The organism is Anabaena sphaerica FACHB-251 (assembly GCF_014696825.1).
GTDB lineage: Bacteria > Cyanobacteriota > Cyanobacteriia > Cyanobacteriales > Nostocaceae > RDYJ01.
In genome coordinates this window covers 1-12,907 of sequence record NZ_JACJQU010000028.1, presented here as the reverse complement: position 1 = coordinate 12,907, position 12,907 = coordinate 1, and the positions used below count along the sequence as shown (strand labels likewise).

13 protein-coding genes are annotated in these 12,907 nt (G+C 36.6%); 7 read left to right on the top strand and 6 right to left on the bottom strand.

Annotated features, from left to right (window positions below):
- The first annotated feature begins 126 nt into the window (after window positions 1–126).
- Window positions 127–279 (top strand): hypothetical protein, encoded by a 153-nt coding sequence (locus H6G06_RS25235; RefSeq protein ID WP_190564812.1) that lies wholly within the window; start codon window positions 127–129, stop codon window positions 277–279.
- A 124-nt stretch (window positions 280–403) separates the two neighbouring features.
- Here the strand turns inward: H6G06_RS25235 and H6G06_RS25230 are convergent, their stop codons facing one another.
- Together H6G06_RS25230 and H6G06_RS25225 are read right to left on the bottom strand one after the other, a co-directional pair.
- Entirely contained in the window at window positions 404–1,000 is a 597-nt protein-coding gene (locus H6G06_RS25230) for a hypothetical protein (protein WP_190564811.1), read from the bottom strand.
- Between the two features lie 398 nt (window positions 1,001–1,398).
- Entirely contained in the window at window positions 1,399–2,283 is an 885-nt protein-coding gene (locus tag H6G06_RS25225; protein WP_190564810.1) for a ParA family protein, read from the bottom strand.
- 331 nt (window positions 2,284–2,614) lie between these two features.
- Between H6G06_RS25225 and H6G06_RS25220 the strand changes: the two genes are divergently transcribed.
- Window positions 2,615–4,093 (top strand): AAA family ATPase, encoded by a 1,479-nt coding sequence (locus H6G06_RS25220; protein WP_190564809.1) that lies wholly within the window; start codon window positions 2,615–2,617, stop codon window positions 4,091–4,093.
- 6 nt (window positions 4,094–4,099) lie between these two features.
- Window positions 4,100–4,897, top strand: a complete 798-nt coding sequence (locus H6G06_RS25215) for a ParB N-terminal domain-containing protein (RefSeq protein ID WP_190564808.1) — start codon at window positions 4,100–4,102, stop codon at window positions 4,895–4,897.
- A gap of 159 nt (window positions 4,898–5,056) precedes the next feature.
- Here the strand turns inward: H6G06_RS25215 and H6G06_RS25210 are convergent, their stop codons facing one another.
- Window positions 5,057–6,043 (bottom strand): glycosyltransferase family 2 protein, encoded by a 987-nt coding sequence (locus H6G06_RS25210; protein ID WP_190564807.1) that lies wholly within the window; start codon window positions 6,041–6,043, stop codon window positions 5,057–5,059.
- A 205-nt stretch (window positions 6,044–6,248) separates the two neighbouring features.
- Between H6G06_RS25210 and H6G06_RS25205 the strand changes: the two genes are divergently transcribed.
- The 3 genes from H6G06_RS25205 to H6G06_RS25195 all read left to right on the top strand — a co-directional run bounded on the left by H6G06_RS25205 (window position 6,249) and on the right by H6G06_RS25195 (window position 9,217).
- Window positions 6,249–7,469, top strand: coding sequence for a glycosyltransferase family 4 protein (locus H6G06_RS25205; RefSeq protein ID WP_190564806.1), 1,221 nt, complete (start codon window positions 6,249–6,251; stop codon window positions 7,467–7,469).
- Between the two features lie 51 nt (window positions 7,470–7,520).
- A complete protein-coding gene (locus H6G06_RS25200) occupies window positions 7,521–7,739 on the top strand; it encodes a hypothetical protein (protein ID WP_190564805.1) in 219 nt (72 codons plus the stop codon).
- Window positions 7,740–8,050: 311 nt separating this feature from the next.
- A complete protein-coding gene (locus tag H6G06_RS25195) occupies window positions 8,051–9,217 on the top strand; it encodes a helix-turn-helix domain-containing protein (RefSeq protein ID WP_190564804.1) in 1,167 nt (388 codons plus the stop codon).
- Window positions 9,218–9,344: 127 nt separating this feature from the next.
- Here H6G06_RS25195 and H6G06_RS25190 read toward each other — a convergent pair whose 3' ends face one another.
- From H6G06_RS25190 to H6G06_RS25180, 3 genes are all read right to left on the bottom strand, one after another.
- A complete protein-coding gene (locus H6G06_RS25190) occupies window positions 9,345–9,578 on the bottom strand; it encodes a hypothetical protein (protein ID WP_190564803.1) in 234 nt (77 codons plus the stop codon).
- A gap of 175 nt (window positions 9,579–9,753) precedes the next feature.
- Window positions 9,754–10,083, bottom strand: coding sequence for a hypothetical protein (locus tag H6G06_RS25185; protein WP_190564802.1), 330 nt, complete (start codon window positions 10,081–10,083; stop codon window positions 9,754–9,756).
- A gap of 602 nt (window positions 10,084–10,685) precedes the next feature.
- A complete protein-coding gene (locus H6G06_RS25180; protein ID WP_190564801.1) occupies window positions 10,686–11,066 on the bottom strand; it encodes a hypothetical protein in 381 nt (126 codons plus the stop codon).
- 522 nt (window positions 11,067–11,588) lie between these two features.
- Between H6G06_RS25180 and H6G06_RS25175 the strand changes: the two genes are divergently transcribed.
- Entirely contained in the window at window positions 11,589–12,752 is a 1,164-nt protein-coding gene (locus H6G06_RS25175) for a glycoside hydrolase family 10-like protein (RefSeq protein WP_190564846.1), read from the top strand.
- The last annotated feature ends 155 nt before the right edge of the window (window positions 12,753–12,907 follow it).

Here is a 12,907-nt window from a genome sequence, read left to right as displayed (position 1 = left end):
ATTTACTGATAATATCAAAAAAGAAGTCGGGGATCTGATCTCTCAATATTTTTAGAGTCTTAGCACTGCTAAACCCTTACAAAAAAGTCAGTTTTTCCAATTATACATAGTATGAAAATCAAAACTATGAATACACAAACACCCGTAGTTACAGAAACCTTACCAATGGTGCTAAAAATGCAACCAAACATCATCATTCATGATGTAGATAAACCACAAACATTAAGTGGTGAAGATATTTTACCAGGATTTGTTTTAGATTTAAGAGAAATTGGGTAATCAATTAATAATGTAGAGACATTTCATCAAACATCTCCACATTATTTTGAATAATGTTGAATTTTAAATTTTTTCTCCCCTAAACCCTTCCATCACTAACGTTGATAACTAGCAACTTGGGTTATTATTTCCTGGTAATAGACAAAGAACCACTATTAGAAGAACTTAAACTACCATAGCTGGTAAGATTGGTAATTAAGTTTTTACCATCGACAGTCACATTACCAGTAACCTTAGCATCACGATAAGAACCGACATTTCGAGATTTAGAAAAATAGCCTGGTCCTTGGAAATGACTTTGGTAGTTACCACGGAAAGTATCACCTGCACCTGTCCAATTTAGAGATACATCTGCATTTTTTGTATTTCCAGTAGAATCAGTAATGGCAAAAGTACCACTTAAAGTTGCAGATTGTAGATTATTGCTGCTAGTAAAAGTTGGGTTTTTCAGAGTTCCATAACCAGAAGTACCTGCCCCCGTACAGTAGTTATAGTTGGAATAGTAAAGATAAGCCTCTTTTTGGGATGTAGGAGAACCAGGTGCTGTTTTGCTGATGCTATCAAAAGCATAAACATCTACATAGCTTGAACTACATTCGTCATACTGATAAAAAGAAGCGTAAGCATTTTGACCTTTGTATTGATACTGTTCTGTGGTAGCAGCTAAGGTAGGTGCTGTCAAACTTAGTAAAGTTAAAGAAGCGATGATTGCAGTTTTCATGGTTTTACTTCAAAAGATTTCTGAATAGATAGATGTTAGTCTCACTAATAATGTTTCGCTGTCAATCATGAATTTACGTAAATCTAGCCAATTAATCTATCTAAAGTAGTAAATAACCTAAAAAATGCAACTAATTTTGTAACTTTGTCGTCTGTAGTTAGTTTTGCAAAAAAACCTAATATCTCAAGACGGTTCACTTAAGGAAGCACAATTAACGAATGTAGAGACGTTTTATGCAACGTCTCTCACTTGGTAAGTAAGTGGGCTTTAAAAAATATAATATAAACCTAACCCCCCAACCCCCTTCCCTGCTAGGGAAGGGGGAGTCAAAGCCTCTCTCCTGGTAGGGGAGAGGTTTGGAGAGAGGTTTTATATTTAATTGTGCCAAGTTACTTAAATTACAACTTCTGCAACAATTCCTGAGTTAACTGCATAAATGACTTAGCACCAGCAGAACCCGGACTCATTAATGTTACCGGCATAAAACTATCAACAGCTTTCGCTACATTTACATCAACAGGAATTTGCGACTGAAAAATACTTTCTACACCAAAATCTTCCACAACTCGGTGCATTACTTGTTTATAATATCTGCCAGTCAGCAAATTAGTATTGCACATACTAAAGACAATTCCTAACATTTTGATATTGATTTTTGCTTCATGTTCATGACTATCTTTCAACTTAGCAATGCGTCTTTCTAATAATTGAATTCCCACCACAGATAAAGGTTCTGGTTTAGCAGGAAGCAGATAAAAATCGCTAGTTGCCAAAGCACTACGAGTCATGAGATTATAACCAGGAGCGCAATCTAAAAGAATAAAATCATATTCATCACGCACTGATTTTAAAATATCCCTAATCAGCACTCTTTCAAAGCGATTCCAAATCGTTTCAAAATCTTGTTCACCCAAAGCTACAGATTGATTATGCAGCATTTCTGAAACGACAAATTCATCATATAAGTCGATATCTCCTGGCAATAAATCCAAACCCGGAAGATTGCATAATTGAGATTGAATGATATCATGAATTGTGAATTGCGGATTAGGTTCTGGGTTAATAACTTCATCTATCAAATACCTAAATGTCTTTCTTTGTTTGCGACGTTTAGCAAACTCCACCGGCGACATTAAGCTAAGTGTGGCACTAATTTGACTATCTAAATCGAGAACAAGTACCTTTTTTCCGTGATTTTTCGCTAAACAAGTAGCCAAGTTAACGGTGAGGGTTGTTTTGCCCACACCACCTTTCATGTTTGCAGTTGCAATTACATATCCCATTTTGATTTCCTCTGCTGACGCATTCCCATCAAGGTAGCGTACATATTATCTAATAGATTTCAACTTTGGCTAATTTAGTCTTTTGGGAGATGCGAAAATGTGATTTTAGCTATCTTTTCTCGTTTATACGGTTACGATATAAAAGTTTGATTCTATTTATACTTATATATAACACATACGCAAGTAAAGATTAATACTAACTTTTAGTTGGTAATTTTTTCACTTTTAAGTATTTTCCACATTGTTTTTTGTTATACAATACTTCAATATACTTTTAATTACGTTTTGTATAATTGTTTTAATTATAATTTACAAAGATATCTACCATATCATGAGTTCTAACTATGCGTCCAAGATCAAAAATATTTTGCAAGCAATTACACCAGTAAGTAACGAATCTGATGTAGAGCAAAAAGTTATAATTCCCTTATTACTTCTTCTCGGTTACAGTAATGAAGATTGGCAATCTCAAGTTGTGATTTTACAATCTAAACTTGATTTTATGGTAGGCACACCAGACCTAGCTTTAATTAAACCTGCTTATTTAATTATTGAAGTCAAAGCACCTAATAAGAAAATTGCTCACAGTGTTTGGCAAATAAATAATTATATGCGCCAAACTGGTGCTATTTTAGGACTTTTAACTAATGGTTATGATTTTCGGCTTCTTTGTAACTATGGTCAGAAAATTATTACAATAGTTGAATTTTCACAAACCACTCTTATCCAAAAATATCATTTATTTCACAAAATACTAGCCAAAAAAACTTATGTTAATTTTTCGTTAATTTTATATAAAAATCAACAAAATATTAAAATAAATTTTCTCAACTTAATTTCACAAACATTGGAGCAACAAGATATGTTAAATCTATTTAATAATCCTAAAAGTGCTACTTCGGATTTCAAAGAAATTCATGAAGAAAATATCAATACTGTCAATATCAGAGAAGAACAAAAAGCAATGATTATTACTGTGTTTAATAACAAAGGTGGAGTAGGCAAAACTACAACAACTATTAACCTTGCTGCGGCCTTGAATAAATTAGGTAAGCGGGTATTATTAATTGATATTGATGCTCAAGCTAATTTGACAATGGGATTAGGTATTGATCCTCTAGAAGATGTTGAACAGCAAGGTAAAAAAGACATTACTCATTTACTCATTGAACCCAAAACTAAATTAGAAGATACTATTATTAAAACATTTTGGGGAGATGTTCAATTAGATTTAGTACCATCACATATTCGCTTGAGTGGAATGGAACCTACTCTTCACCAAACAGTAGATAGTGATCGCTTACTAGCAAAAAAACTGAAAAAACACGACTACGATTACGTACTAATTGATCCACCACCTTCTTTTGGTAAAGTCAATAGTATATCATTAATGGCATCTTCAGCAATTCTTATTCCTACTCAACTATCTGCATACGCTATTAGAGCATTAGAATATGTACTAGATCGAACTAATAAGGTAGAACAATTAAAAGATGAACCTCTCCCAATACTAGGAATAGCCGTAAGTATGTACGATCAGAAATCTTCAAATTATAATAAATCTATGGTAAAAAGACTTTTTGAAATCTTAGAAAAAAGTGGAGGGAGTAGTAAAGTAGAACTTTTTCCTGAAGATACATGGATTCCTAGATTAAATATTGTTTCTATTTGTCAAGATAAAGGATATCCACTATATCAAAGTGAATTTGATAATAAACTTACATATCAAGAAAAAGAGGCTGCTCAAAAAGTTGTGGAAAGATATATAAATTTAGCTCAGTATTTAACTCAAGTGACTACAAGGAATTAAGCATCAATGGACATTTCAGAACGTCGCGCACGCATTCGGGAAATTTTGGGACTTCAAGCTATTAGTCATGGACAAGTATATACTTGTCAAATAGCAATACCAGTGAACGAACAAAAGAATATTAGTTCAGACAGGTTGCAAATAATAGAAGATTCTTTGATTCAACATAAGAGTAACTTAATTCCTTTAATTGTAAGACGTACTGAAGCATACAGTGAAGATGAAGAATTTGAAGTAGTTTATGGTGCAGACTGGTGTCTTGTAGCAAAAGAATTGGATATTGAAAAACTTTGGGTTTGGGTCTTTGATATGACTGATGAACAAGCTGTTGCTGCTAAAGAAGAAATGCAGCAGTTAATGGATATCAATAACAATATTCCTGAAGTATTCCCATCCAATACAGATAAAAAGCAGTCAGATAAACAAATTGAAGAAAAACAAATTAATGAGTTGTATTCCCAAATAGCATATTTAACAAAACATATTGAAAAAATTAGTAAATTTCTCAAAGAGATAGAGGTTATTTTTCGCAAGGTTGAACAACTTGATACGTCTATTAAAAAACTAGAATTACAAAAAAATCAAGCAATAAAAATTGATGATTCTACAATACAGCAACTGACTGAATCTATCAAAGCAATTGTAGAGGATAGTGTAATTAAAAAGAATAAAACTAAATCCAGCTTATCCACGTTAACAAAAGTTCAATTAAAAGAAATGGCCAAGAAACAGGGAATAATAGTAACTACAAAAATGAATAAGAATGACATTATCAGTGCTTTAGAAAAATCCGAAGATAGTTAGATAGTTAGCTTTGTCATATATAATTATCCTTTCTCTCGTTCCCATACTCTGTATGGGAATGAATTTTAGAAGGCTCTGCCTTCATAGTAAAGTAGAGGCAGAGCCTCTATCATAACATTCCCAGTCTGAGACTGGGAACGAGAGTAAAAAACTAAATCATCATGTTGCTTCCCTTACCTGCTCAGTATAATCCTTGGGACGCACCCGACGAAAAACCTCTAAAGCCAACTTCCGTAAACCGATAGGTAAATAAGACATCATCAAACCAAGCATGATTTTCTTATCACTTCCCAAAACCTGACTTGATGCTTGTAAAAGTTTTCTTCCTTCCACCGAATCACCGTTTTCAATCAATCTTAAACCCCATACTTGCTGAGTAACTGCTAATTTGTGCGATCGCAATTTTTCCAACTCTACATCATCAAACTTATAACTATCAATACAAAACACCTTAGCCTTCAAAAAATGCAGATTTTGTTTTAAACTTGTCTGTCCACCATGAAACCGATATTCCATCAAAAACTCAGTCAAAAAATACCCTTGTTTACCAGCAATAGCCAACCGAACCAGCAAATCAAAATCCTCGCATCCGTCAGCTTGTGGACGCATAAAATCCACTTCTAATAAACAATCTCGACGAAATAAAGTAGAACCAACTTGTAAACTTTGGTTGATAAAAGTTTCTCGAACTAAATCAGGAATTACCCCTTTGTTCAGCTTATCCTTTCCCCATTTCCGCGAATTTTCCAAAGTAGCAGATTCAATTCTTTCATTATTTTGATTAATAATCCAATGATTTGTACAAACAAAATCTACACTCTTTTCTGCATCTAAAACCGCCACAGTTTTCTCTAAAAATTCACAAGTAATAGCATCATCATCATCAAATTTAATAAAATAACTCCCGCAAGCAGCTTCAAAACCAGAACGCATATTCCGACTACGGCCACCATTAACAGGTTGTCTGATATAGCGAATCCGTGGATCATCCCATTGATTTACAATTTCCGCAGTATTATCTGTAGAACCATCATCACAAATGATTATTTCAAAATCGGTGTAAGTTTGAGATAATACACTATTAACAGCATAAGGAAGTAAATTTGCTCGGTTATAAGTGGGAATACAAACACTAACTTTAGGCATAATCCAAAAAATTTGCTAATGGAAATGAACTTTTTAAACGAGGATTGCTAAACTGTAATTTTACTGATCATCTTGGGCAAATAACAAAACTTAAAGTATAAATTATTATTATTTACAGTGTCTAAAGGAACATAGTGCTATTATATTTTGGTAAATCTAGTCTATATACAAAGTAAGCAATTTTTACCCTAAAGTTATCAGATTTATGAAAATCCTTATGCTGTCTTCAACTTTTCCCTATCCACCAACCAGGGGAGGAACCCAAGTCAGGACGTTTAATTTACTCAAGTATCTTAGTCAAAATCATAACATTACCCTGGTAGCTCAACGTGAGTCCGATGTCACAGATGCGGAAATAGCAGGTTTACGAGATTGCGTAGATAACTTAGTTGTTTTTGATCGTCCCTCAGATCGGGGAACATCAGCAGGAATACCCAAAAAAATCCAGCGATTAGGTAAATTTTTATTTACAGGGACACCCCCAAGCGTCCTTAACCGCTACTCAGTAGAAATGCAATCATGGATTGATAACTTTGTCAAGGCTGGTAAATGTGATGTCATTACCTGTGAACATAGCGTCAACGAAATTTACATAAGTCCTAAATTTAAAAAGCAAGTAAGAACTATAGTCAATGTGCATAGTTCTGTGTATGGTACTTGTTTTAATCAATTAGCAACAGGCACATCAGAAAATCAATTAAGAGACAAAATCAATTTGCCTTTGTTACGCCGCTATGAACAAAATTACTGTTCTAAGTTCACAAATATTGTAGTTACTACAGCAGAAGATAAACAACAACTGCAACAGTTTAACAAAAACGCTGAAATTGCAGTTATTCCTAATGGTGTGGATTTAGTTACCTTTCCCAACCGTCCTACAGATCTGGGGGGGAATCGGATAATTTTTATTGGGGCAATGGATAATTTAGCTAATATTGATGCCGTCTGTTTTTTCAGCAATGAAGTATTACCAGAAATCCAAAAAATTTACCCTGATACAACTTTTCATATAGTCGGTTCTGGTCCAGCACAGCAAGTTTTAGCACTTGGGCAAAAACCCGGAATTAATGTAACTGGTCGTGTACCATCAATGGCAGAATATCTACATAAATCTACTGTATGTGTTGTACCAATGCGGACAGGTTTTGGCATCAAAAATAAAACCCTAGAAGCGATGGCCGCAGGTATTCCAGTGGTGGGGAGCGATCGCGGTTTAGAAGGACTATCTATAGATGGTATAAACACACCAATACGAGCATTAAGAGCCAACCAACCCGCAGAATATATAGCTGCTATTTCTCAACTTTTTGAACAGCCACAACTCAGACATCAACTCTCTGTTAACGCTAGACAACTTGTGGAAACTCAATTTACCTGGGAAATAGCAGGACAGCGTTATGAGCAAATTTGCTTAGACATTAAGTAATTATTATTAGCATACAAAACATTATTCTTCAAATCAAAGGAGTCAACATCAATGAGTAATTACATCCACTGTCCTCGTAACAGCGTTACACCCCATTCAAATAGTGAGCAAATAGCAGATGCCAATTTATGCGATTTTTGCTGGTATGAATATTGCTTCTGTTGGTCTGAATACTGTATGGATGAGTGGTATGAGGTGCAAAAACAACATGATCACGGACAATTGCAGGAAAAACCAGGTGATTCCTACGGGGCGCTTTACTATCGCTAATCTCAATATTAATTATAGCAGTGGACAAGGCGGTTAGGACATTCTTGAAAGCTCAAATTCAGTGATGGCAAGGGTTTTACTTTTGCCTTTTGCATGAGTGCCTCTTGCCTTTTCCGATATTAAGTTTTATATTTATCCTTAAACTTAAATTCATATAAATAAATATAGCTAAACGCTACAAGTAGTAATCATCCCTTAAAATCTAAATAACATTTCATCTCTTAGCAGATTAAAGATGCTATAAGTTTTCCCAAATTAGAGGTAGTGGAATTTTTAACCAATATCTGCCATATAGAAGTGGTAATTAAAAGGTGAATCTAGAACTATTTGTCCAACGCGCAGAACTATTACACAAACATTTAGCAGATTTATACCAAACTGCTACCGTATTACCCTGGATACCCTCGGAGCTACTGCCTGAAGCATTTAAAGAACTGTACACGACATCAAGAATGGTGCAATTAGCGGCTGAGGAGCTTTACCAACAAAATGAAGAACTCTTACAAAACCGCAACTTACTGGAAACACAACGCCAACATTACCAAAATTTATTTGAGTTTGCGCCAGCAGCTTATTTAGTAACGAATGAAAAAGGGATCATCAAAGAAGCCAACCGTGCTGCATCACAGTTACTCAACGTTGCCCAAAATTTTCTAGTTGGTAAACCAATAATTAATTTCATCCCACGAGAACAACACCAACACTTTTACAGTACACTTAACCAGATAGGTAAATCTGAGCAAGTCCGAGAAATATTATTACAATTAAAACCACGTCATGATGATTACTTTGATGCCTATTTGACAGTCCAATCTGTCTCACAGCCGCATGGGAAAGAGACAAACCTACACTGGTTACTGCGAAAAATTTCTGAACATCAGCGAATAGAATCAACAGCTATTCAGAACCACACAGACTTAATTGAGAATAGTCCTATACATAAATATTCTAAAGGAGAAAATATTCCCCTCAACCCGCTCTTAATCTGGTGTGTTCGTCAGGGTTTAGTTAAACTCAGTACATTTTATGAAACAGGAGCAGAAAGGCTGACAGGGTTAGCAACAAAAGGAATGGTTTTTGGTTCCACTATGACATCTCTACCCATTTACCAAGCCACAGCCCTTGCAGATGTAGAATTAGTATCCATTTACACGTCAGAAATAGCAGTTGTACCCTCCCTCAATGAAATCCTGTTACCCAAAATTAACCAGCGATTACAACAGACACAATCTTTTCTATTTATTGCTGGTAAGGGAAAAGTACAAGACAGACTACACCATTTATTAGAACTTTTAAAACAGCAAATTGGGGAACCATTCCCAGGAGGAACACGCCTCACTTTTCGCCTCACTCATGAAGATATGGCCAGTGCTTGTGCTACTACCAGAGTCACAATTACACGCTTACTCGGTCAATTCCAAGAACAAGGTTTGATTAGCTTTGATGATAAAAAACATATTATTTGCAAACATTCGTAGTAATTACCAAAATATCCCCGATTTATTAGATAATTCGGGGATATAATACCGGAATTTCAGGAGTTTCAGGAGCAAGAATTAATTTTTATATCCATTACCCCATCACCGTTATAACCAGCAACTAGGTTTAGTAAAGAATTGTGCCAACATTATTATTGTAAGCCTGGATTTTTTCGTCGGTATTGCTTGTTTTCGTACTTCCAAAGGGGTTATTAGCACCTGCTACATTGGGAAAACCATTACCTAAAACATTAGGCATATTACCTAATTCCATAGGATTGGATTGTCCACCAGCGAAAAGCTGCTGTTCCACTGTTGACAAATCAACCAGCGGCTGAGATTTAATCATTAGCTTGGACATAAATTATCGCCTCACTTACTTAGATATTTATTTACCTCAGCCCTCCATTTTAAAGACTATTGATCATAAATTCATAAATCCAAAGAGATGGATTCAACTCCATCCAATGAACTAGAAATGAACTAGGGTTTTAGCATTGCTCCCACCCCCATACCGTAAACCGTTTTTAGCCCTATCAACTCCAAACAGGTAATGGTAGCGGTATGGTTATGGTAATAGCATTTTTGGGAGTAGGAGCAGTTCTGCTAGAAGGGTCAAGTGGTCCTAAACGTGGCAATTTTGTCGTCGGCAAATCAGGAAAAAAGGGAGTTAAACCAAAAGCATCATAGGCTATGGTAGATGGGATACTTGTTTTATTGCCTGTTGTGGGCAGAGTGCCAAGGTTATTTTCCCCTGTAGTTTCAGGAGTAGTAATAGCCCCACCACATAATTGTTCCGCTATATTATCGTTAATTTCACTAACTAAATGAGTAGCTTTTAAGTAGTTTTCTTTACTAGATAACATTTCTCTCTCACTTATTTTTATCAGGCACATTGCCAGAATAAATGAAACAAATTCTATTTATAATGACCCTTGAGGCGTAATTATCAGTAAAATAAGTATATGAGTCTATTTTATACAGCAAAATTCAGGAGTCAGGAGTCAGGAGTCAGGAGTCAGGAGTCAGAATTAATTTTTCTCCCCATCTCCCCATCTTTGCAGAAATAGGAAGAGGGGCGCTCCTCAACGCCCCATCTATGCAATCAAATCAGTTTTTCAGCCGTGAGCCAAATAATCCGAGGTTTTGGCAATTTGGCAGACAAAATTTTTTCGTTACCGTTTTAATGGGAATATCAACAAAAAGAACGGGACAGTTAAGGATTGTTCCGAGGGACGGATTGCAGCCAACCCTCAGAACTTACACCTACTCGCCAGTTGTTGATGAAGCACTGTACAACACCCCTATATGTTGTAGCAGTCCATTAACTTTGTCGCCGCTTCACTACAACTGGCTAAATATCTCACAGGACACATATAAATCTTTTATTAGTTCATCCATTTTTTGGTTGGGCATTTTTTGATTTTCCATCAGCATTGTCAAAGAAACATTTATTGATCATTAACTTTTAATCGCGTAGCATTTGGGAAATGATTTTATCGGCTTGCAATCTCTGATAAGTCAAGCGGATTACACTTGCCGCATCGAACAAACCACGAACATAGCAGGCAAAACCCAAAGCATCCAACAACATCAAGGTACTAACACCTTCTTTGGCTAGGGACAAAATAAACTCTGTCACCCCTGGCGCACTGGTATCTACTGGCATTGTCGCCAACAGGAAACGCAGACAATCGGCTGATACAATCGTGCCTTCTAATTCTTTGCTATCCGTCGCTAGGCGAACAATACCCACCATGATTTGATTTGGTGTCATCCCTTCTTCCATCAGAAGGACAAATAAAGATGCCAGGCTGTCTGGAGTGTGTTTATCGAGTTTGATATTCATCGTGCTTACATATTTACGTGTAACAATAAACTCAAAATTTTTTGCAAATCCGGAAAATTTAAGCCAATTTTTTTACTTTCTAGATGTGAAACAATAATCACCAAGACATACGTAATTGCTGAGTGAAGGAAAGCCAGCAATATAAGAGAGAGGCAAATCTTAGGTGAGCAGAACTCTGCTATTTACCTAAATATCCGTTGATAATTTCTAAAAGCGTAGAAATCTCTTCCCTACACCCAGACTCCACCAACAACTTCTTAGTTGACTAACACAGCATATTCCAAGTTCCAGGAAGTACAAAACCTACTTACAAATTGATGCACCAAAATGATATTACTGCTGACCGCTTGTTGTAGGGGTTGATCATTGCAAAACGCCTACTAACCGCTGATTGCTGCCGCAGTTCCCGAATGTTAAACCACAAGGCAACATCTCGGCTGTGATCTGAGTCTCTTACTCAGGGAATTTCTGAGGTAAAATGTGCGTCAACGGATAAAATCAGGGTTATTTGCAGTTGTATTTATGCTGAGTATGATAGCTGTAGTCATGCTATCGTTACCTTTAAAAGCTCAAACTGCTATTCCTCAAGGGCAGACATCAGAGTTAAGGGGAGTGTGGTTAACAAATATTGATAGCGATGTCTTATTTGAGCGCGGTCGCTTGCAACAATCCCTACAACGTCTAGATGAGTTAAACTTCAATACCGTTTATCCAACTGTATGGAACTGGGGTTATACACTTTATCCTAGCAAAGTTGCAGCTAAAGTAATTGGCAAATCCCTAGATCCCACACCGGGATTACAAGGACGAGATATGCTCAAAGAAATCGTTACTGAAGGACATAAACAAGGCTTAACAGTCATTCCTTGGTTTGAATTTGGCTTTATGGCTCCTGCGGATTCCCTCCTAGCCAAAAATCGCCCCCAATGGCTGACCAATCGCAGTAACGGCAGTAAAATTGTCAAAGAAGGTACACATGATCGGGTTTGGCTGAGTCCTTTTCGTCCCGATGTACAGCAATTTATCCAAGATTTAATTGTAGAAATCGTCCAAAATTATGACATTGACGGGATTCAATTTGATGACCATTTCGGCTTACCATCAGAATTGGGCTATGATGCCTACACAGTGGCACTCTACAAAAAAGAACATCGCGGTAAAGCACCATCTAAAAATCCCAAAGATCCAGAATGGGTACGGTGGAGAGCAAACAAAATCACCGATTTTATGAAGCGGGTTTTTACAGCTATCAAAGCTAATAAAAAGAATTGCATAGTTTCCGTTGCGCCTAATCCTCAACGTTTTTCTTACGAATACTTTTTAGCAGACTGGCAGAAATGGGAAAGGATGGGATTAGTAGAAGACTTAGTTTTGCAGATATATCGTGATGACTTGAATGTATTTATCAGCGAATTAGAATACCCAGAAGTGAAAGCTGCACGGAAACATATACCTGTAAGTATAGGCATTTTGAGCGGGTTAAAAAATCGCTCAGTCCCCATGCAGCAGATTAAAACCCAAATCCAAAAAGTGCGCGATCGCAATTTTGCTGGCGTTTCCTTCTTCTTCTATGAAACCCTCTGGAACATCAGCCAAGAAAAAGCCCTAGAACGTCAAGCTGGTTTCCAGCAAATCTTCCCCAAACCAGCAAATTATCCTAACTTACTGGCAGGCTGGAAACCGTAGGAGATGGGGTGATGGGGACTGGGGAATGGGGCTAGGGAATAGGGACTGGGAATAGAAGACAGTTATTCTCCCCTGCTCCCCTGCTCCCCTGCTCCTCTGCTCCCCTGCTCCCCTGCTCCCCTGCTCCCCTGCTCCCCTGCTCCCCTGCTCCTTCT